General features: G+C 65.7%; 16 protein-coding genes, 2 tRNA genes and 1 rRNA gene. 13 read left to right on the top strand and 6 right to left on the bottom strand.

The genetic code is table 11. From position 1 onward, the window contains the following. Positions 1-109: 109 nt before the first annotated feature. The 4 genes from ACFIMZ_RS03085 to ACFIMZ_RS03070 all read right to left on the bottom strand — a co-directional run bounded on the left by ACFIMZ_RS03085 (position 110) and on the right by ACFIMZ_RS03070 (position 3,200). A tRNA-Ala gene (locus ACFIMZ_RS03085) sits at positions 110-185 on the bottom strand. Positions 186-224: 39 nt separating this feature from the next. Further along, a tRNA-Ile gene (locus tag ACFIMZ_RS03080) sits at positions 225-301 on the bottom strand. A gap of 63 nt (positions 302-364) precedes the next feature. Next, positions 365-1,891: ribosomal RNA gene (locus tag ACFIMZ_RS03075) — 16S ribosomal RNA — on the bottom strand. 532 nt (positions 1,892-2,423) lie between these two features. After that, positions 2,424-3,200 carry an enoyl-CoA hydratase gene (locus tag ACFIMZ_RS03070; protein ID WP_431821344.1) on the bottom strand — a complete coding sequence of 259 codons (777 nt, stop codon included), beginning with the start codon at positions 3,198-3,200 and terminating at the stop codon, positions 2,424-2,426. Positions 3,201-3,329: 129 nt separating this feature from the next. Here ACFIMZ_RS03070 and paaN point away from each other — a divergent pair, with 129 nt between their 5' ends. The 5 genes from paaN (at position 3,330) to paaK (ending at position 8,958) form a co-directional block, all read left to right on the top strand. Then, positions 3,330-5,036, top strand: coding sequence for a phenylacetic acid degradation protein PaaN (gene paaN / locus ACFIMZ_RS03065; protein WP_431821343.1), 1,707 nt, complete (start codon positions 3,330-3,332; stop codon positions 5,034-5,036). A 92-nt stretch (positions 5,037-5,128) separates the two neighbouring features. Then, complete coding sequence (gene pcaF / locus ACFIMZ_RS03060; protein WP_431821342.1) at positions 5,129-6,331, top strand: 3-oxoadipyl-CoA thiolase; 1,203 nt, start codon at positions 5,129-5,131, stop codon at positions 6,329-6,331. A gap of 45 nt (positions 6,332-6,376) precedes the next feature. Further along, positions 6,377-7,168, top strand: a complete 792-nt coding sequence (paaG, locus tag ACFIMZ_RS03055) for a 2-(1,2-epoxy-1,2-dihydrophenyl)acetyl-CoA isomerase PaaG (RefSeq protein WP_431821341.1) — start codon at positions 6,377-6,379, stop codon at positions 7,166-7,168. 1 nt (position 7,169) lies between these two features. Beyond that, entirely contained in the window at positions 7,170-7,622 is a 453-nt protein-coding gene (paaI, locus tag ACFIMZ_RS03050) for a hydroxyphenylacetyl-CoA thioesterase PaaI (protein ID WP_431821340.1), read from the top strand. 37 nt (positions 7,623-7,659) lie between these two features. Beyond that, complete coding sequence (paaK, locus tag ACFIMZ_RS03045; protein WP_431821339.1) at positions 7,660-8,958, top strand: phenylacetate--CoA ligase PaaK; 1,299 nt, start codon at positions 7,660-7,662, stop codon at positions 8,956-8,958. A 114-nt stretch (positions 8,959-9,072) separates the two neighbouring features. Here paaK and mltA read toward each other — a convergent pair whose 3' ends face one another. Together mltA and apaG are read right to left on the bottom strand one after the other, a co-directional pair. After that, positions 9,073-10,305 carry a murein transglycosylase A gene (gene mltA, locus ACFIMZ_RS03040; protein WP_431821338.1) on the bottom strand — a complete coding sequence of 411 codons (1,233 nt, stop codon included), beginning with the start codon at positions 10,303-10,305 and terminating at the stop codon, positions 9,073-9,075. A gap of 84 nt (positions 10,306-10,389) precedes the next feature. Further along, complete coding sequence (apaG, locus tag ACFIMZ_RS03035; RefSeq protein ID WP_017333705.1) at positions 10,390-10,764, bottom strand: Co2+/Mg2+ efflux protein ApaG; 375 nt, start codon at positions 10,762-10,764, stop codon at positions 10,390-10,392. 172 nt (positions 10,765-10,936) lie between these two features. On the opposite strand from apaG, the gene rpe reads away from it, so the two are divergent. The 8 genes from rpe (at position 10,937) to ACFIMZ_RS02995 (ending at position 18,272) form a co-directional block, all read left to right on the top strand. Beyond that, positions 10,937-11,623 (top strand): ribulose-phosphate 3-epimerase, encoded by a 687-nt coding sequence (rpe, locus tag ACFIMZ_RS03030; RefSeq protein WP_010092804.1) that lies wholly within the window; start codon positions 10,937-10,939, stop codon positions 11,621-11,623. A gap of 106 nt (positions 11,624-11,729) precedes the next feature. Next, positions 11,730-12,434, top strand: coding sequence for a phosphoglycolate phosphatase (locus tag ACFIMZ_RS03025; RefSeq protein WP_431822416.1), 705 nt, complete (start codon positions 11,730-11,732; stop codon positions 12,432-12,434). 361 nt (positions 12,435-12,795) lie between these two features. Continuing rightward, positions 12,796-14,289 carry an anthranilate synthase component I gene (gene trpE / locus ACFIMZ_RS03020; RefSeq protein WP_431821337.1) on the top strand — a complete coding sequence of 498 codons (1,494 nt, stop codon included), beginning with the start codon at positions 12,796-12,798 and terminating at the stop codon, positions 14,287-14,289. A 13-nt stretch (positions 14,290-14,302) separates the two neighbouring features. After that, positions 14,303-14,893 (top strand): aminodeoxychorismate/anthranilate synthase component II, encoded by a 591-nt coding sequence (locus tag ACFIMZ_RS03015; RefSeq protein ID WP_431821336.1) that lies wholly within the window; start codon positions 14,303-14,305, stop codon positions 14,891-14,893. Positions 14,894-14,906: 13 nt separating this feature from the next. Next, on the top strand, positions 14,907-15,938 hold the full coding sequence (trpD, locus tag ACFIMZ_RS03010; RefSeq protein WP_431821335.1) for an anthranilate phosphoribosyltransferase: 1,032 nt from the start codon (positions 14,907-14,909) through the stop codon (positions 15,936-15,938). Between the two features lie 37 nt (positions 15,939-15,975). Next, positions 15,976-16,761, top strand: coding sequence for an indole-3-glycerol phosphate synthase TrpC (trpC, locus tag ACFIMZ_RS03005; RefSeq protein WP_431821334.1), 786 nt, complete (start codon positions 15,976-15,978; stop codon positions 16,759-16,761). Then, on the top strand, positions 16,761-17,387 hold the full coding sequence (locus ACFIMZ_RS03000) for a CYTH domain-containing protein (protein WP_431821333.1): 627 nt from the start codon (positions 16,761-16,763) through the stop codon (positions 17,385-17,387). The genes trpC and ACFIMZ_RS03000 overlap by 1 nt, the downstream gene beginning before the upstream one ends. Before the next feature lie 6 nt (positions 17,388-17,393). Then, positions 17,394-18,272: a uracil-DNA glycosylase gene (locus ACFIMZ_RS02995; RefSeq protein ID WP_431821332.1), complete on the top strand. Its 879-nt coding sequence runs from the start codon at positions 17,394-17,396 to the stop codon at positions 18,270-18,272. Positions 18,273-18,306: the final 34 nt, after the last annotated feature.

Below are 18,306 nucleotides of genomic sequence, written 5' to 3'. Positions count from 1 at the left end.
TCCAGATTGTTAAAGAACGACAGCCGATATGGTGTTACTCATATCACTCTGACTGGCTCAATCGCCAATGACAAGGATTCGACCACGTCGAACGCTTGTCATTGAAGATTGGTGGAGGCAGACGGGATCGAACCGACGACCCCCTGCTTGCAAAGCAGGTGCTCTCCCAGCTGAGCTATGCCCCCATGTACAGAGACTTCCTCAGGTGTGTTCCGCCAGACAATTGGTGGGTCTGGTTGGATTCGAACCAACGACCCCCGCCTTATCAAGACGGTGCTCTAACCGACTGAGCTACAGACCCCTGAGTCTGTCTTGATTTACAGCCGATAAGCGTGAGCGCTCAACTTGTGCGAGATAGCTCTAGAAAGGAGGTGATCCAGCCGCACCTTCCGATACGGCTACCTTGTTACGACTTCACCCCAGTCATGAATCCTACCGTGGTGACCGTCCTCCTTGCGGTTAGACTAGCCACTTCTGGTAAAACCCACTCCCATGGTGTGACGGGCGGTGTGTACAAGACCCGGGAACGTATTCACCGCGGCATGCTGATCCGCGATTACTAGCGATTCCAGCTTCATGCACTCGAGTTGCAGAGTGCAATCCGGACTACGATCGGTTTTCTGGGATTAGCTCCCCCTCGCGGGTTGGCGACCCTCTGTTCCGACCATTGTATGACGTGTGAAGCCCTACCCATAAGGGCCATGAGGACTTGACGTCATCCCCACCTTCCTCCGGTTTGTCACCGGCAGTCTCCTTAGAGTGCTCTTGCGTAGCAACTAAGGACAAGGGTTGCGCTCGTTGCGGGACTTAACCCAACATCTCACGACACGAGCTGACGACAGCCATGCAGCACCTGTGCGCCGGTTCTCTTTCGAGCACTCCCGAATCTCTTCAGGATTCCGACCATGTCAAGGGTAGGTAAGGTTTTTCGCGTTGCATCGAATTAATCCACATCATCCACCGCTTGTGCGGGTCCCCGTCAATTCCTTTGAGTTTTAATCTTGCGACCGTACTCCCCAGGCGGTCAACTTCACGCGTTAGCTACGTTACTAAGGAAATGAATCCCCAACAACTAGTTGACATCGTTTAGGGCGTGGACTACCAGGGTATCTAATCCTGTTTGCTCCCCACGCTTTCGTGCATGAGCGTCAGTATTGGCCCAGGGGCTGCCTTCGCCATCGGTATTCCTCCACATCTCTACGCATTTCACTGCTACACGTGGAATTCTACCCCCTCTGCCATACTCTAGCCTGCCAGTCACCAATGCAGTTCCCAGGTTGAGCCCGGGGATTTCACATCGGTCTTAGCAAACCGCCTGCGCACGCTTTACGCCCAGTAATTCCGATTAACGCTCGCACCCTACGTATTACCGCGGCTGCTGGCACGTAGTTAGCCGGTGCTTATTCTTCCGGTACCGTCATCCCCCGCCATATTAGGGCAGAGGATTTCTTTCCGGACAAAAGTGCTTTACAACCCGAAGGCCTTCTTCACACACGCGGCATTGCTGGATCAGGGTTTCCCCATTGTCCAAAATTCCCACTGCTGCCTCCCGTAGGAGTCTGGGCCGTGTCTCAGTCCCAGTGTGGCTGGTCGTCCTCTCAGACCAGCTACTGATCGTCGCCTTGGTAGGCCTTTACCCCACCAACTAGCTAATCAGCCATCGGCCAACCCTATAGCGCGAGGTCCGAAGATCCCCCGCTTTCATCCGTAGATCGTATGCGGTATTAATCCGGCTTTCGCCGGGCTATCCCCACTACAGGACATGTTCCGATGTATTACTCACCCGTTCGCCACTCGCCACCAGGTGCAAGCACCCGTGCTGCCGTTCGACTTGCATGTGTAAGGCATGCCGCCAGCGTTCAATCTGAGCCAGGATCAAACTCTTCAGTTCAAACCTGTTACTGTTTTCGGTTCCGTAGAACCGGTCGCTCACTCAAAGCTGACAGGAATATGAATTGCTTCATAAACCTGACTTACTTTAGTGTGAGACTCTTGATACTTTTGCCAATCCGATCCGAAAATCGGCTCGCGGTCATCAAGCGCCCACACTTATCGGCTGTTAATTTTTAAAGAGCATTTCTGCGAGAAGCACTTCGTCTTTCTCAGCAGCGCTGCGTTGTCAGCAGCAGAGAAACGAGATTATGAACACTGTTTCGCAGTTCGTCAACAACTTTTTTTACTACATCGTTGCGACTGCGGGGTTCATCTTCCTTCGCTGACCGGGTGTCCAACCACGACCGCCAACCAGCTCCGCTTCCCCCTTCCGCGCCGCGTTGCCGTGAGCGCGAAAGAGGCGTGATTCTAGGCACCTCCCGCGTTCCGCGCAAGGGGTTTCGCGAAATAAATTAAAAAGCCCCCGTGCGCTGCCGCGCACGGGGGCTTTGGTGATGACGAATCGAGTGCTCGTCCAGCATGACCGCCCGTCAGCGGTGCTTGAACACCGGCCTCCGCTTTTCGACGAACGCAGCCATCCCCTCCTTCTGGTCTTCCGTCGCGAACATCGAGTGGAACAGCCGGCGCTCGAAATGCACGCCCTCGGCCAGCGTGGTCTCGTATGCGCGGTTCACCGACTCCTTGACCATCATGACCGCCGGCAACGAATACTCGGCGATCGTCGTCGCAGCCTCGATGGCCTCGTCCAGCAGCTTGTCCGCCGCCAGCACCCGGGACACCAGCCCTGCCCGCTCGGCCTCAGCGGCATCCATGAAACGCGCGGTCAGGCACATGTCCATCGCCTTGGCCTTCGACACCGCGCGCGGCAAGCGCTGCGTGCCACCCGCACCCGGCATGACGCCGAGCTTGATTTCGGGCTGACCAAACTTCGCCGTGTCCGCCGCGAAGATGATGTCGCACATCATCGCCAGCTCGCAGCCACCGCCCAGCGCAAACCCAGCGACCGCAGCAATGATCGGCTTGCGGATCTGGCGGATGACTTCCCAGTTCCGCGTGATGTAGTCGCCCTTGTATACATCCATATAGGAATAGGTCGCCATCATGCCGATGTCCGCGCCCGCCGCGAACGCCTTCTCGCTGCCCGTCACGACGATCGCGCCGATGCCGTCATCGGCATCGAACGTCTTGAGCGCCGCCCCCAGCTCATCCATCAGCGCGTCGTTCAGCGCATTCAGCGCCTTCGGCCGGTTCAGCGTAATGAGGCCGACGCGGCCTCGGGTCTCCACCAGGATGTTCTCGTAAGCCATCTATTTCTCCTCGATCAATGAAATGCGAAACGCCTCGCACATGCGAATAGATTGATGCTACCATTCTCCGACCAACCGGTCGGTTAATTAATCGGTCCAATTCCCCTTAACGTTCATCAGGCTGCCGCCATGACCCACCCACTGTTCACGAAGCACGAAGACACGCTGAAGCACGCACTCGCCGCCATCGAGAGCCGCGGCTACTGGAGCCCGTTCGTCGAAATGCCCAGTCCCAAAGTGTACGGGGAAAGCGCCAACGCCGACGGCGAGGCGGCGTTCAGGTCGCACCTCGACAAGACCTTCGCGCTCGACCAGCCCGCGGCCGGCGAAACGGTCGGCGCCGAGCGGTCGCCGTACGGCATCGGCCTGGGCGTGCGGTACCCGAAATCGACGCCCGATGCGCTGATCGCCGCGGCGGCGGCAGCCCAGCCCGCGTGGCGCAAGGCCGGACCGACCGCATGGATCGGCGTCTGCATGGAAATCCTCGCGCGCCTGAATCGCGCCAGCTTCGAGATCGCGTACAGCGTGATGCACACCACCGGCCAGGCGTTCATGATGGCGTTCCAGGCCGGCGGCCCGCACGCACAAGACCGCGCGCTCGAGGCCGTCGCTTACGCATGGGACGAACTGCGACGCATCCCTGCCGATGCGCACTGGGAAAAGCCGCAAGGGAAGAATCCGCCGCTCGCGATGCACAAGCGCTACACGGTCGTGCCGCGCGGCACCGGGCTCGTGCTCGGCTGCTGCACGTTCCCGACCTGGAACGGCTATCCGGGCCTCTTCGCCGATCTGGCGACCGGCAATACCGTCATCGTCAAACCTCATCCGGGCGCGATCCTGCCCCTGGCAATCACCGTCCGGATCGCGCGCGACGTGCTGCGCGAAGCAGGTTTCGATCCGAACGTCGTCACGCTGCTCGCGACCGAGCCGAACGACGGCGCCCTCGTGCAGGATCTCGCGCTCCGCCCTGAAATCAAGCTGATCGACTTCACCGGCAGCACGCAGAACGGCACGTGGCTCGAACGGCATGCCCATCAAGCCCAGGTCTATACGGAGAAGGCCGGCGTCAACCAGATCGTGATCGACTCGGTGGACGACCTGAAGGCCGCAGCCAAGAACATCGCCTTCTCGCTGTCGCTGTACTCCGGCCAGATGTGCACGGCACCGCAGAACATCTACGTGCCGCGCGGCGGCATCCGGACCGCCGACGGGCACGCGAGCTTCGACGAAGTCGCGCAGGCGATCGCCGTCGCAGTGCAGAAGCTGACCGGCGACCCGGCGCGCTCGGTTGAATTGATCGGCGCGATTCAGAACGACGGCGTCACGGCGCGAATCGACGACGCGCGCAAGCTCGGCCGCGTGCTCGCGGACAGCCAAGCGTTACAGCACCCCGCCTTCCCCGATGCGCGCGTTCGCACCCCGCTCGTGCTCCAGCTCGACGCCGCCGACCGCGAGAAATTCACGCAGGAATGGTTCGGGCCGATCTCGTTCGTGATCGCGACCGACTCGACGGCCCAGTCGCTCGATTTCGCCGGCGCGATCGCCGCGGAACACGGCGCGCTCACGCTCTCCGCCTACAGCACGGACGATGCCGTGATCGACGCGGCGCATGACGCGGCGGTGCGCGGCGGCGTCGCCCTGTCCATCAACCTGACAGGGGGCGTGTTCGTCAACCAGTCCGCCGCGTTCTCGGACTTCCACGGCACGGGCGCGAATCCGGCCGCCAATGCGGCGCTCGCGGATTCGGCATTCGTCGCCAACCGGTTCCGCGTGGTGCAGAGCCGTGTCCATGTTGCGCCGAAGGCCGTGCCTGCGGAAGCCGGCCAAACGGCATAACCCGTACGACCGACGCGCAAACGTCGCGCCGTCCTCTACCATGAACGAATCCGCCGCCCGGCGCGGCGGGCTCGCTTTCCACCGATACGCCCATGACTGACGCCTACATCTGCGATGCGATTCGCACCCCCATCGGCCGCTACGGCGGCGCCTTGAAAGATGTCCGTGCCGACGATCTCGGCGCGGTGCCGATCCGGGCGCTGATCGAGCGCAACCGCGACGTCGACTGGTCGGCGATCGACGACGTGATCTACGGCTGCGCGAACCAGGCGGGCGAAGACAACCGCAACGTCGCACGCATGTCCGCGCTGCTGGCGGGCCTTCCGACCGCCGTGCCGGGCACGACGCTGAACCGCCTGTGCGGCTCCGGGATGGACGCGGTCGGCTCCGCCGCACGCGCGATCAAGTCCGGGGAAGCGCGGCTGATGATCGCGGGCGGCGTCGAAAGCATGACCCGCGCGCCGTTCGTGATGGGCAAGTCCGCGAGTGCGTTCGCGCGCCAGGCCGACATCTTCGACACGACGATCGGCTGGCGCTTCATCAATCCGCTGATGAAACAGCGATACGGCGTCGACTCGATGCCGGAAACGGCCGAAAACGTCGCGACCGACTACCGCATCAGCCGCGCCGACCAGGACCTGTTCGCGCTGCGCAGCCAGCAGAAGGCCGCGCGCGCGCAGCAGGACGGCACGCTGGCGGAGGAGATCGTCGCGGTGACGATCCCGCAGAAAAAGGGCGACCCGCTCGTCGTGTCGCGCGACGAGCATCCGCGCGAGACGTCACTGGAGACGCTGGCGAAGCTCAAGGGCGTCGTGCGCCCGGACGGCACGGTGACGGCCGGCAACGCGTCGGGCGTCAACGACGGCGCAGCGGCGCTGCTGCTCGCGAATGCCGAAGCGGCCGACCAGTATGGCCTGCGCCGCCGCGCGCGCGTCGTCGGCATGGCGACCGCCGGCGTCGAGCCGCGTGTGATGGGCATCGGCCCGGCGCCGGCCGTGCAAAAGCTGCTGCTTCACCTCGGCATGACGATCGACCAGTTCGACGTGATCGAGCTGAACGAGGCGTTCGCATCGCAGGGGCTCGCGGTGCTGCGGACGCTGGGCGTCGCGGACGACGATCCGCGCGTGAACCCGAACGGCGGCGCGATTGCGCTCGGCCATCCGCTCGGCGCATCCGGTGCGCGTCTCGTCACGACGGCGCTTTATCAACTGGAGCGCACCGGCGGTCGTTTCGCGCTCTGCACGATGTGCATCGGCGTCGGGCAAGGTATCGCGCTCGCGATCGAGCGGGTGTAACCGAAGCGTGACGCGCCTATAACGAAGTCATCAAGGAGATACTGCATGTCATATCAGGCGATCCAGCTGGATATCGATCAGGCCACCCACGTGGCGACGATCACGCTCAACCGTCCGGACAAGCTGAACAGCTTTACGCGGGCGATGCATCGCGAACTGCAGTCGACGCTTGATGACGTCGAATCCGGCGGCGCGCGCGCACTGGTCCTGACGGGCGCGGGGCGCGGCTTCTGCGCCGGCCAGGACCTCGCCGATCTCGATTTCACGCCCGGTGCGTCGACCGATCTCGGCGCATTGATCGACGAGCATTTCAATCCGCTGGTCCGGCGTCTGCAGCGCCTGCCGATACCGGTGATCGCCGCCGTCAACGGCACGGCCGCCGGCGCGGGCGCCAACCTCGCGCTCGCATGCGACCTCGTGCTGGCCGCGCGTTCGAGCAGTTTCATCCAGGCTTTCGTCAAGATCGGGCTCGTGCCGGACTCCGGCGGCACCTGGTTCCTGCCGCAGCGTGTCGGCATGGCGCGCGCGCTCGGGCTCGCGCTGACCGGCGACAAGCTGAGCGCCGAGCAGGCCGAGCAATGGGGACTGATCTGGCGCGCCGTCGACGACGATGTGCTCGCCGCGACCGCCCGCCAGCTCGCCGCCCAACTCGCGCAGCAACCGACGCTCGCGATCGCTTCGGTCAAGCAGGCGATGCGCGAAAGCACCACGCATACGCTCGATCAGCAGCTCGACGTGGAACGCGACCTGCAGCGCAAGCTGGGCCAATCGCACGACTATGCGGAAGGCGTGAAGGCCTTCATCGAGAAGCGCGCGCCGCGCTTCGAGGGGCGCTGACATGAGCGGCTCCGCCGAAACGCGCAGCCCCGACGCGCTCGCACGGGCCACCGCGCAGGCGATGTACGACGCGGATACGTGCAGCCGCGCACTGGGCATCGAGCTCGCCGAAGTGCGTCCCGGCTACGCGCGCATGCGCATGCCGGTGCGGGCCGACTTCCTGAACGGCCATCAGATCTGTCACGGCGGGCTCATCTTCACGCTCGCCGATTCGACGTTCGCGTTCGCCTGCAATTCGTACAACCTCAACACGGTCGCGGCCGGCTGCTCGATCGAATTCCTGCGCCCGGTGCACGGCGGCGACATACTGACCGCCGAGGCTGTCGAGCAGACCCGCAACGGCCGATACGGCATCTACGACATCCGCGTCACGAATCAGGCCGGCGAAACGGTTGCGATGTTCCGCGGCAAGTCAGCCCAGATCAAGGGCACGGTCATTCCGGACGACCGCTGACGCAACGGCCCGCACAGAACAAAACCTGGAGACACGCATGACTACCCCGCTACCGCTCGAGCCGATCGAGACCGCGACTCGCGACGAGCTGACCGCGCTGCAGCTCGAGCGCCTCAAGTGGTCGCTCCGGCATGCCTACCTGCATTCCCCGGTCTATCGCCGCAAGTTCGACGAAGCGGGCGTGCATCCGGACGACCTGAAAGCGCTGGCCGACCTGGCCCGCTTCCCGTTCACCACCAAGAGCGACCTGCGCGACAGCTATCCGTTCGGCATGTTCGCCGTGCCGCAAGACCAGATCTCGCGCATCCACGCGTCGTCAGGCACGACCGGCAAGCCGACGGTCGTCGGCTACACGGCGCGCGACATCGACACCTGGGCCAATCTGGTCGCCCGTTCGATCCGCGCCGCCGGCGCGCGCCAGGGCGACAAGGTGCACATCAGCTACGGCTACGGGCTGTTCACGGGCGGGCTCGGCGCACATTACGGCGCCGAGCGCGCCGGGCTGACCGTGATTCCGTTCGGCGGCGGCCAGACCGAGAAGCAGGTGCAACTGATCCAGGATTTCCGTCCGGACATCATCATGGTGACGCCGAGCTACATGCTCTCGATCGCCGACGAGTTCGAGCGGCAGGGCGTCGATCCCGCGCAAAGCTCGCTGCGCATCGGCATCTTCGGTGCGGAGCCCTGGACCAACGACATGCGCGCCGCGATCGAGCGCCGCATGGGCATCGACGCAGTCGACATCTACGGGCTGTCCGAGGTGATCGGCCCGGGCGTCGCATCCGAATGCGTCGAGACCAAGGACGGCCCGACGATCTGGGAAGACCACTTCTATCCGGAAATCATCGATCCGGAAACGGGCGAGGTACTGCCAGACGGCGAGCTGGGCGAGCTCGTGTTCACGTCGCTGACGAAGGAAGCGCTGCCGATCGTCCGCTACCGGACCCGCGACCTGACGCGCCTGTTGCCCGGCACCGCGCGCACGATGCGCCGGATGGAAAAGATCACCGGGCGCTCGGACGACATGATGATCGTGCGCGGCGTCAACGTGTTCCCGACGCAGATCGAGGAACAGCTGCTCCGGCAGCGCGCGCTCGCGCCGCACTATCAGATCGTGCTGACGAAGGAGGGCCCGCTCGACGTGCTGACGCTGAACGTCGAGCCTTGCCCCGAGACCGCGCCGGACACGGCGACGATCAACGCGGCGAAGCAGGCGCTCGCGCACGACATCAAGTCGCTGATCGGCGTGACCGCGGTGATCAACGTGCTGCCGGTCAACGGCATCGAGCGCTCGGTCGGCAAGGCGCGCCGGGTCATCGACAAACGCAGGGGTTGACGCGGGCGTCGCCCGCCAATGCAAAAAGCCCGATCGGTTTTTCGAATCGATCGGGCTTTTCGTCCAGCCTGGCGCGTCAAGCGACTTCCGCGAGGCGCCTGCCTGCCACCTGCATCATGAGTTCGGGAACAGCAGCCACATCCGGCCGATCTGCTTCATCCGCCCCGCCTGGTCGCCGGCATCGTCGCCGAGCCCCCAGAAGTAGTCGGCCCGCACACCGCCCTTGATCGCGCTGCCCGTATCCTGCGCGAACACGAGGCGATTCATCGGCGTGTTGGTCAACGGACGCGTCGTCTGCAGGAACACCGGCGTGCCGAGCGGAATCGCCGACGGATCGACCGCGATCGAACGCTCCGGCGTCAGCGGCACGCCGAGCGCGCCGACCGGACCGTCCGCGCCGCCATGCGGCGCCTCTTCCTTCGACGGCATCTCGCGGAAGAACACGAAACGCGGATTCGTGTCGAGCAGCGCGTCGATGCGGGTCGGGTTCGCCTTCGCCCACGCCTTGATGCCCTGCATCGTCGCCTGGGCCGGTGTCAGCTCGCCGCGGTCGATCAGCCACTTGCCGATCGAACGGTACGGCTGGTTGTTGGTGCCGCCGTAGCCGACCCGCATCACCGAGCCGTCGTCGAGCAAGACGCGCCCGGAGCCCTGCACCTGCAGGAAGAACGCCTCGATCGGATCGTCGACCCACACCAGCTCGTTGCCGTTCAGGACGCCTGCGCGCTCGAGCTGCGCCCGCGCCGGCAGCGCGGCGCCCGCGCGATAGCCGGCAGGCCAGCGGTAGAGCGCGGTCTGATACGACCCGCGCCGCACGCGCGAGCCGCGCAGCAGCGGCTCGTAATAGCCGGTGACGAGGCCATCGAGCGTGCCGTCGCTGTTCGCGAACTGGAACGGCGTGAAATACGTTTCGAAGAACGCGCGCGCGCTGCTGACGTCGAGCTCGTCGAGCCGCTCGGCTGCCGCGCACGCGCGCTGCCATGCGGCCTGGCGCGCCAGCCGCGCGCAGTTCTGCCGCAGCGCGACCGTCGCGCCGATCAGCGAGTCGTCCTGCCAGCCCGGCACCTGCTGCCAGGCAACCGGCGTCAGCCGCGTGGCGGCGACTTGCCCCGGCACGATCGCGGCGCCGGTCGGAGGCTTCAGGGAAGACGTCCGCGGCGGCGCGCCGCCGCACGCTGCAAGCAGCGCCGCCGTCGCGACCGCCGCCGCCCAGCCCGCTAACCGGGGACCAAACCACATACAATGTTCGTTCTTGATGGAAACCGCCATGTCAGATCTTCTCGACCAATATCCGATGCTCATCTTCGCGCTGGAAGCCTTCCTCGCGCTCGCCCTGCTGATCTTCATCGTCGCGTGGACAGCCTCGGGCCGGAAGAAGCACGCCCGCAACAACGACCGCCCGTCCCGCTGAGCGCGCCGCGCCGTGCACGCTCAATGGAGCGTGCGCGGCATGTGCAGCGCGAACTCGTCGATCGGCGCGTCGAAGCGCTCGCCGTCCTCGGCAACGCAGAAGTACGAACCGCGCATCGTGCCGACCGGCGTCGCGATCACGGCCCAGCTCGTGTATTCGAACTGCTCGCCCGGCTGCAGCAGCGGCTGGTGGCCGACGACGCCCAGCCCCTTCACTTCCTGCACGTGGCTCTCGCTGTCCGTGATGATCCAGTGACGCGCGATCAGCTGCGCCGCGACCTGCCCGCTGTTGCGGATCGTCAGCGTGTACGCGAATGCGTATTGACGGCGTTCGGGGTCGGATTGTTCCGGCAAGTAGCTGGTTTTCACCGTCACGGTGAACTGATACTGACTCATGGTGATTCCGCTGGGTAGTGACCGGCCCGCGCCAGCATCGTGCGACGCGGGGCCGCGGACGCGCCGCTTTGGTTCGGCATTCTGCTTCATGCGGCACCGACCCGCAACCGCGCACGGCGCCGCCCGGCGGTAGAATGGCACTTTTGCGCCGCACCGTCCCCGCTCCTCAGCCATGACTCAATTCCGCATCGCTCCCAGCATCCTGTCGGCCGACTTCGCACGGCTCGGCGAAGAAGTCCGCAACGTGGTCGCCGCCGGCGCCGACTGGATCCACTTCGACGTGATGGACAACCATTACGTCCCGAACCTGACGATCGGCCCGCTCGTCTGCGAAGCGATCCGTCCGCACGTGCAGGTGCCGATCGACGTGCACCTGATGGTGCGCCCGGTCGACCGGATCGTGCCCGATTTCGCGAAAGCGGGCGCGAACCTGATCAGCTTCCACCCGGAAGGCTCCGATCACATCGACCGCACGCTGTCGCTGATCCGCGACCACGGCTGCAAGGCCGGCCTCGTGTTCAACCCGGCGACGCCGTTGAACTATCTCGACTACGTAATGGACCGTCTCGACTTCGTGCTGCTGATGTCGGTGAACCCGGGCTTCGGCGGCCAGTCGTTCATTCCGGAAACGCTGAACAAGCTGCGCGAGACGCGCGCGCGCATCGACGCCTACACGGAACGCACCGGCCGCGAGATCCTGCTCGAGGTCGACGGCGGCGTGAAGGCCGACAACATCGCGGAAATCGCGGCGGCCGGCGCGGATACCTTCGTCGCGGGCTCGGCGATCTTCGGCAAGCCTGACTACCGCAAGGTGATCGACGAGATGCGCAGCCAGCTCGCGACAGTCACGCGGAGCTGACGCCGTGAGCGAATCGAACCCATCCGAAGCGCATCCGGCCGCGCCTAAGCCGGCCGCACCTAAGCCGGCCGCACCTAAGCCGGCCGCGCCTAAGCCGGCCGCGCCGATCCACTTCGCTGCGCCGCGCATCGACGCGGCGCTGATCGACCTCGACGGCACGATGGTCGATACCGCCGACGATTTCACCGTCGGCCTGAACCACATGCTGGCGAAGCTCGATGCGCCGGCGACGTCGCGCGACGAAGTGATCGGCTACGTCGGCAAGGGCTCCGAGCATCTGATCCAGAGCGTGCTGAAACCGCGCTTTTCCGCAGACGAAGCGCACGCGCGCTTCGACGACGCGCTCGCGATCTACCAGGCCGAATACGCGAAGATCAACGGCCGCCACACGCGCCTCTACCCGGACGTCGCGGCCGGTCTCGACGCGCTGCGCGCCGACGGCATCAAGCTCGCGTGCGTGACCAACAAGCCGCACCGCTTCGCGATCGAACTGCTCGAGCAATACGGGCTGATCGACCGCTTCGGCATCGTGCTCGGCGGCGACAGCGTGCCGCGCAAGAAGCCCGACCCGCTGCCGATGCTGACCGCGTGCGATGCACTCGGCGTCGCGCCGGACGTCGCGGTGGCGATCGGCGACTCGGAAAACGACGCGCTCGCGGGCCGCGCGGCGGGCATGGCGACGCTGACGGTGCCGTACGGCTACAACCATGGCAAGGCTATACAAACGATAAATTCGGATGGTATAGTCGGCTCGTTGCTGGTCGCAGCCCGCGCGATCGCCGCGCACAACGCCGGCCGGCCAACCGTCTGATCTAATTCTTCCATCCGCATGTTTCTGAACAAAAAACGGAGTCTGAGCAGCATCGACCGGGGAGCCTGGCCCTGGCGTCGCTGGTCACGCTAACCTCTTCGATGAGGTGCGCTGAAGCACGTCTTCAGCGCCGTTTTTTGTCTCGCTGCGCATCCGCGCGCCGATCGCCGCACCACCTCGAGTCCTACCGCACCCGAACGCTTGCGTTCAGGGACGGTCGCAGGCTCGCGACGCTCGCGCTCCGGAACCCGCCCGCCGGCACCAGGCACACCACGATCGACCGCCGTTCCGCCGACAGCGCCCGCGCAGCACCACGTGATCCCCGGCGCATCCCGCCGCTCGTCCAGAACAGGACCGGAACATGACCGAACTCGAATTCCAATCGCTCGCGAACGAAGGCTACAACCGCATTCCGCTGATCGCGGAAGCCCTGGCCGATCTCGAAACGCCGCTGTCCCTCTACCTGAAGCTGGCGCAGCCAGAACGCACCGGCGCCAACTCGTTCCTGCTCGAATCGGTGGTCGGCGGCGAACGCTTCGGCCGCTACTCGTTCATCGGCCTGCCGGCGCGCACGCTCGTGCGCGCTCGCGCCGGCGTTTCCGAAGTGGTGCGCGACGGCCAGGTCGTCGAGACGCACGACGGCGATCCGTTCGAATTCATCGCGGCGTTCCAGGCGCGCTTCAAGGTGGCGCAGCGTCCGGGCCTGCCCCGCTTCTGCGGCGGTCTCGCCGGCTACTTCGGCTACGACGCGGTGCGCTACATCGAGAAGAAGCTCGCGCACACCGCGCCGCGCGACGATCTCGGCCTGCCCGACATCCAGCTGCTGCTGACGGAGGAAGTCGCCGTCATCGACAACCTGGCGGGCAAGCTGTACCTGATCATCTACGCCGATCCGGGCCAGCCCGAGGCATACGCGAAGGCGAAGCAGCGCCTGCGCGAGCTGAAGCAGCGGCTGCGCGCGACCGTGCAGCCGCCCGTCACGTCGCCGAGCGTGCGCACCGAGACGTTCCGCGAGTTCAAGAAGGAAGACTATCTGGCCGCCGTGCGCCAGGCGAAGGAATACATCGCGGCCGGCGAGCTGATGCAGATCCAGGTTGGCCAGCGCCTGACGAAGCCGTATCGCGACAATCCGCTGTCGCTGTATCGCGCGCTGCGCTCGCTGAATCCGTCGCCGTACATGTATTACTACAACTTCGGCGATTTCCACGTGGTCGGCGCATCGCCGGAAATCCTCGTGCGCCAGGAGAAGCGCGGCGACGACCAGATCGTCACGATCCGCCCGCTCGCCGGCACGCGGCCGCGCGGCAACACGCCCGAACGCGACGCGGAGCTCGCGACCGAACTGCTCAACGATCCGAAGGAGATCGCCGAGCACGTGATGCTGATCGACCTCGCGCGCAACGACGTGGGCCGCATCGCGGAAATCGGCTCGGTCCAGGTGACCGACAAGATGGTGATCGAGAAGTACTCGCACGTGCAGCACATCGTCAGCTCGGTCGAGGGCAAGCTGAAGCCCGGCATGACGAATTACGACGTGCTGCGCGCGACGTTCCCGGCCGGCACGCTGTCGGGCGCGCCGAAGGTGCGCGCGATGGAGCTGATCGACGAGCTCGAGCCGGTCAAGCGCGGGCTGTACGGCGGCGCCGTCGGCTACCTGTCGTTCTCGGGCGAGATGGATCTCGCGATCGCGATCCGCACCGGCCTGATCCACAACGGCAACCTGTACGTGCAAGCGGCGGCCGGCGTCGTCGCGGATTCGGTGCCCGAATCCGAATGGCAAGAGACCGAGAACAAGGCGCGCGCGGTTCTGCGTGCGGCCGAACAGGTCCAAGACGGCCTCGACAGCGACTTCTGACCGGAGACTGACCATGCTGCTCATGATCGACAACTACGACTCGTTCACCTACAACCTGGTCCAGTACTTCGGCGAACTGGGCGAGGACGTGCGCACCTATCGCAACGACGAGATCACGCTCGACGAAATCGCGCGCCTGAATCCCGCTGCGATCTGTCTGTCGCCCGGGCCGAGCAATCCGCAGCACGCGGGCATCACGCTCGACGTGTTGCGCGAATTCGCGGGCAAGAAGCCGATCCTCGGCGTGTGCCTCGGCCACCAGGCGATCGGCGAAGCGTTCGGCGGCCGCGTCGTGCGCGCGAAGACCATCATGCACGGCAAGGTGAGCCGGATCGAAACCGACTGCCGCGGCGTGTTCGCGGACCTGCCGAAGCACTTCGACGTCACGCGCTACCACTCGCTCGCGATCGAGCGCGAATCGCTGCCGGACTGCCTCGAGATCTCCGCGTGGACCGACGACGGCGAGATCATGGGCGTGCGCCACAAGACGCTGCCGATCGAAGGCGTGCAGTTCCATCCGGAATCGATCCTGTCCGAGCACGGCCATGCGCTGCTCGAAAACTTCCTGAAAGAGACGCGCGCCGCCGCCGCGCACACTGCCTGACCGGAGACTCACGATGACGATCACCCCACAGGAGGCGCTGCAGCGCACGATCGAGCACCGCGAGATCTTCCACGACGAGATGCTGCACCTGATGCGGCTCATCATGCGCGGCGACATGTCGCCGGTGATGGCCGCCGCGATCATCACCGGCCTGCGCGTGAAGAAGGAAACGATCGGCGAAATCACCGCCGCCGCGACCGTGATGCGCGAATTCGCGAACCACGTGCACGTGGCGGACAACTCGAATTTCGTCGACATCGTCGGCACCGGCGGCGACGGCTCGCACACGTTCAACATCTCGACCGCGACGATGTTCGTCACGGCCGCGGCCGGCGCGAAGGTCGCGAAGCACGGCAACCGCGGCGTGTCGAGCAAGTCCGGCAGCGCCGACGTGCTCGAGGCGCTCGGCGTCAACATCGACCTGCAGCCGGACCAGGTGGCCGCGTCGATCGCCGAGACCGGGATGGGCTTCATGTTCGCGCCGAACCACCATCCGGCGATGAAGAACATCGCAGCGGTGCGCCGCGAGCTCGGCGTGCGGACGATCTTCAACATCCTTGGCCCGCTGACCAATCCGGCAGGCGCGCCGAACCAGCTGATGGGCGTGTTCCACCCGGACCTCGTCGGCATCCAGGTGCGCGTGATGCAGCGTCTCGGCGCGCAGCACGTGCTCGTCGTATACGGCAAGGACGGGATGGACGAGGTGTCGCTCGGCGCCGCGACGCTCGTCGGCGAGCTGCGCGACGGCGAGGTGCACGAGTACGAGATCCATCCGGAGGACTTCGGCCTGCAGATGGTGTCGAACCGCTCGCTGAAGGTGGAAAATGCCGACGAATCGCGCGTGATGCTGCTTGGCGCGCTCGACAACCAGCCGGGCGTCGCGCGCGAGATCGTCACGCTGAATGCGGGCACCGCGCTGTATGCGGCGAACGTCGCCGCGTCGATCGCCGACGGCATCCAGCTCGCCCGCGAGGCGATCGCGAGCGGCAAGGCGCGCACGAAGGTCGACGAGCTGGTGCGCTTCACGCAGCAGTTCAAGCGCTGATCCGCCCTTTCGAAACCGAATCAAGCACGAGACTCCCATGAGCGACATCCTCGAACGAATCATTGCCGTCAAGCGCGCAGAAGTCGCCGCGGCCATGCGCAGCACGCCGCTCGAAGCGCTGAAGCTGGACGCGTCCGCGCGCGACCTGCGCGACTTCGTCGGCGCGCTGCGCGCGAAGCATGCGGCCGGCCAGCCCGCCGTGATCGCCGAAATCAAGAAGGCCAGCCCGTCGAAAGGCGTGCTGCGCGAGCATTTCGTGCCGGCCGACATCGCGCGGTCGTACGCGACGCACGGCGCCGCTTGCCTGTCGGTGCTGACCGACGAGCAGTTCTTCCAGGGCGGCGTCCGCTATCTGGAGGAAGCGCGCGCGGCCTGCACGCTGCCGGTGCTGCGCAAGGACTTCATCGTCGACGCGTACCAGATCCTCGAAGCGCGCGCGATGGGCGCCGACGCGATCCTGCTGATCGCCGCCGCGCTCGACACGCCGCTGATGCAGGATCTGGAGGCGTACGCGCACTCGCTCGGTCTCGCCGTGCTGGTCGAAGTACACGACCGCGACGAGATGGAGCAGGCGCTGACGCTCAAGACACCGCTCCTCGGCATCAACAACCGCAACCTGCGCACGTTCGAAACGTCGATCCGGACCACGCTCGACATGCTCGACATGATCCCGCCGGACCGGATCGTCGTGACCGAGTCGGGCATCCTGTCGCGCATCGACGTCGATACGATGCGCGCGGCGAACGTGAACACGTTCCTCGTCGGCGAGGCGTTCATGCGCGCCGAGCACCCGGGCGAAGAGCTCGCGCGGATGTTCTTCTGATGGCGATCGAAAAGGAAATCAAGCTCGCGCTGCCGGCCGGACAGGCCGCAGCCGCGCAGCAATTCTTCGCGACGCTGACCGGCGAGCCCGGCCGCGAGATCGCGCTCGCGAACGTCTATTACGACACGCCGGATCTCGCGCTCGCCCGCTCGAAGAGCGCGGTGCGGGTCCGCCGCGCGCCGCACGGCTGGCTGCAGACGTTCAAGACGGTCGGCACCGCGGAGGGCGGGCTGCATCGGCGTCACGAATGGGAGCTGCCGGTGGCCGGCGACGCGCTCGAGATCGACGCGCTCGTCGCAGCGTGCGACGTGGCTGAAGCCGCCGACGCGCTGCGCGGCGCGGCGCCCGCGCTGCACGCGCTATTCCGCACCGATTTCACGCGCACGCTGTGGCGCATCGCGATCGGCGGCGCGATCGTCGAAGCGGCGGTGGATCTCGGCGAGATCGTCGTTCAGGCGGAAAGCGAAACGCGCCATGAACCGATCAGCGAAATCGAACTCGAACTGATCGACGGCCCGGAGTCGGCGCTCGCGACGCTCGCCGCCGAGTTGCAGCAAGCGCTGCCCGGCCTCGCCCCCGACAACATCAGCAAGGCGCAGCGCGGCTACCGGCTGCGCGCGCAATAATCACGCATGGCAACCCGTAAGACTTCCCGCGCGCCTCAACAGGCGTCGCTGTTCGACGATCTCGTCACCGATACACCCGCCGGCTCCCCGTCATCCACGGCCGCCGCCCCCGCTACTCCGGCGCCTGTCGTCACGTCGGCCACCTCGGCCGCGACGCCGGGCGACATCCAGCATCTCGCCGCCCAATTCGACGCGCTGCCGGACGCATGGCGCGGGGTCCTCGCGCCGTTCGTCGCCAGCGACGCCTATGGCCCGCTGTGCCGCTTCGTCGACAGCGAACGCGCCGCCGGCAAGACCGTCTATCCGACCGACGTGTTCCGCGCGCTGCGGCTCACGAGCCCGGACGACGTAAAAGTCGTGATCCTCGGCCAGGACCCGTATCACGGCGACGACCGCGGCACGCCGCAGGCGCACGGCCTCGCGTTCTCGGTGCCGCCGGCGGTCAAGCCGCCGCCGTCGCTGCGCAACATCTTCAAGGAAATCGCCGCGAACTTCGGCCACGACACGCCGCGCCACGGTTGCCTCGACTCGTGGGCGCGCCAGGGCGTGCTGCTGCTCAACACCGTGCTGACGGTCGAGCGCGGCGCGGCGGCCAGCCATGCGAAACGCGGCTGGGAGCAATGCACGGACACGCTGATCCACGAGCTGGCGAACCGCCATCGCGGGCTGGTGTTCATGCTGTGGGGCGCGCACGCGCAGGCCAAGCGCGCGCTGTTCGACGCGAACGCGCATTGCGTGCTCGAGGCGCCGCATCCGTCGCCGCTGTCCGCGCATCGCGGCTTCCTCGGCTGCCGCCATTTCGCGCTCGCGAACGATTACCTCGCGGCGCACGATCGCGCGCCGATCGACTGGCGCCTGCCGGACGAGGCCGAGACGTTCGCGTAACGCCGCCGCGCTTCCGGCCCACATGCAAAAACGC

Source organism: Burkholderia sp. F1 (genome assembly GCF_050813845.1).
Taxonomy (GTDB): Bacteria; Pseudomonadota; Gammaproteobacteria; order Burkholderiales; family Burkholderiaceae; genus Burkholderia; species Burkholderia ubonensis.
This window is presented reverse-complemented; position numbering and strand designations above follow the sequence as displayed.